Origin of the sequence: Streptomyces ossamyceticus (genome assembly GCF_001418475.1) — a bacterium.
Lineage (GTDB): Bacteria > Actinomycetota > Actinomycetes > Streptomycetales > Streptomycetaceae > Streptomyces > Streptomyces ossamyceticus.
Genome location: NZ_LIQX01000144.1, coordinates 1 through 1,714, shown reverse-complemented (window position 1 = coordinate 1,714; position 1,714 = coordinate 1). Strand labels below are relative to the sequence as shown.

The 1,714-nt window shown below is 72.8% G+C and carries 2 protein-coding genes, 1 tRNA gene and 1 pseudogene; 1 reads left to right on the top strand and 3 read right to left on the bottom strand.

Translation table 11 applies throughout. The features are described 5' to 3' along the window. Nucleotides 1-175, top strand: a pseudogene (locus AOK15_RS46695) (M6 family metalloprotease domain-containing protein); the annotation flags it as partial. 58 nt (nt 176-233) lie between these two features. On the opposite strand, the gene AOK15_RS12455 reads toward AOK15_RS46695, so the two are convergent. The 3 genes from AOK15_RS12455 to AOK15_RS12450 all read right to left on the bottom strand — a co-directional run bounded on the left by AOK15_RS12455 (nt 234) and on the right by AOK15_RS12450 (nt 1,478). After that, nucleotides 234-307 (bottom strand) — tRNA-Lys (locus tag AOK15_RS12455). Further along, entirely contained in the window at nt 298-972 is a 675-nt protein-coding gene (locus tag AOK15_RS41410) for a hypothetical protein (RefSeq protein WP_063798973.1), read from the bottom strand. Before AOK15_RS41410 ends, AOK15_RS12455 begins: the two co-directional genes overlap by 10 nt. Nucleotides 973-1,115: 143 nt before the next feature. After that, nucleotides 1,116-1,478: a hypothetical protein gene (locus AOK15_RS12450; protein WP_055515894.1), complete on the bottom strand. Its 363-nt coding sequence runs from the start codon at nt 1,476-1,478 to the stop codon at nt 1,116-1,118. Between the last annotated feature and the right edge of the window lie 236 nt (nt 1,479-1,714).

Sequence of the window (1,714 nt, the reverse complement as noted above, 5' to 3'; positions counted from 1 at the left end):
CGCCCATCCGCTCACCGGCGCGTGCTGGGACGAGTCGGTGTACCCGCCCCTCGCGGACGCGCCGGTGCGGGTGGGCGAGAGCTTCACGGTGCCCGGGGAGGGCGTACGCGTCGAGGTGGAGGGCCGTACGCCGTCGGGGGAGTGGACGGTGAAGATCACGACGACCGGTACGTAGGCGGGCCGGACGGCAACGAGAGAAGCCCCTCGCTTCCGCGAGGGGCTTCTTCGTGTCGTGCGCCGCCAGGGACTCGAACCCCGGACCCGCTGATTAAGAGTCAGCTGCTCTAACCAACTGAGCTAGCGGCGCCTGCTGACGTCGTAGACCTTAGCACCCTGATCGGCGGGAGGAAAAATCGATATCCGTACGGTCGCGGAGGCCCTCGCGCGAGCCGCCCGCACGGCCGCCCAGAGCAGAACCTCGGGTCCCGGAAGCCATGGCCGCGGTGTGTCGGGAGCGGCGACCCAGCGGGATCCGGCCCGGGCGACGGGGAGGGTGCCGGCGTCGCCTCGGCCGCCGCGGGGCTCCGGGGTGTGGAGGGGCTCCGGGGTGTGAAGCGCCGGGACGGTGACCGTGTCGCCGGTGCCGTGGCAGAGGAGGGGCGGGACGGCGCCCGTGCGGCCGGGTGCGCCCCATTCCTCCCACTCCAGCAGGGTGGGCAGGCGATGAGCGGTGCCGGGGGAGGCGAAGAGGAGCATCCGCCCGCGGTGCACGGCCACGGGGCCGGATCCCGGTCCCTCGGTCCACAGCCGGTCGAGCATCCGCCGCCCGAAGAGGGCCGGCGCGCTGACCACGTCGAACACCGTCCCGCACGGCAGCACCAGCGGAGCGGCCCGCCACTCCTCCCGGCGGGCCGCCGAGGTGCGCCGCGGATACGTTCCTGCCGAGGCCAGCCATGCGGCCCCCTCCGCCGTCACTCCCGTGACGTCGACCCGGTCCTGTGGATACCTGCCCGCATCCGTCCCAGCGCTCATGTCTCCATGTCTACCGGCCGTCACCATCTGATTCCCCAGGGTTGCGGGAATGCGGTACGGGAGCGGGGCAAGTGGGGTATCTTGCCCGCCCGGCATATGCCGGGCGGTGTTTCGCGGGCGACCGGAGGGTGGGGTCCGGCGGCTCAGAGGGTGTCGGGGCCGCTCACGTCGCGCCCCCGCAGCAGATCCCGGCCGAAGTCGACCATCTTCTTCGCGTAGTCCTCGGTCCACTCCGCCCGTTCCGCGATGTCCGCCGCGGTCAGACGGTCGAACCGCCGGGGATCGGCCAGCTGGGCCGCCGCGATCGCCTGGAACTCCACGGCCCGGTCCGCCGCCGCCCGGAACGCCTGCGCCAGCTCCGTCGAGCGCGACAGCAGCGCCCGCGGATCGTCGATCGACTCGAGATCGAAGAAGTGCTCGGGGTCGCCGGCCGCCTCCGCCGGCTCGAAGAGCAGGGGCGCGGGGCGTAGCCGCGGTTCGTGCCGACGCGGCGTGGGCTCCGCCATGTCTTCTCCTCCTCGTACGACGGTGCACGGGGCCTGTCCCCGGGGTGTCCCCCGGAAGGGCCACCGTCCATTGTCACGTGACCGCGCAAGTAGGCATAGAAACAAGCCGCCCTCGACCACGCGCCCCCTACTCCACCGGGCGCCTACGACTCCGACGTCACGCGGTGTTCCCCCCGCTCCGCCGACACCGCGTGGTTCGCCTTCGGTGTCACCGTCCCCGCTCCGCCGCGTGGCTT

Excerpts from the sequence above, each read along its gene's own strand:
- AOK15_RS41410 (WP_063798973.1), bottom strand. The coding sequence starts at position 972 with ATGAGCGCTGGGACGGATGCGGGCAGGTATCCACAGGACCGGGTCGAC.
- AOK15_RS12450 (WP_055515894.1), bottom strand. The coding sequence starts at position 1,478 with ATGGCGGAGCCCACGCCGCGTCGGCACGAACCGCGGCTACGCCCCGCG.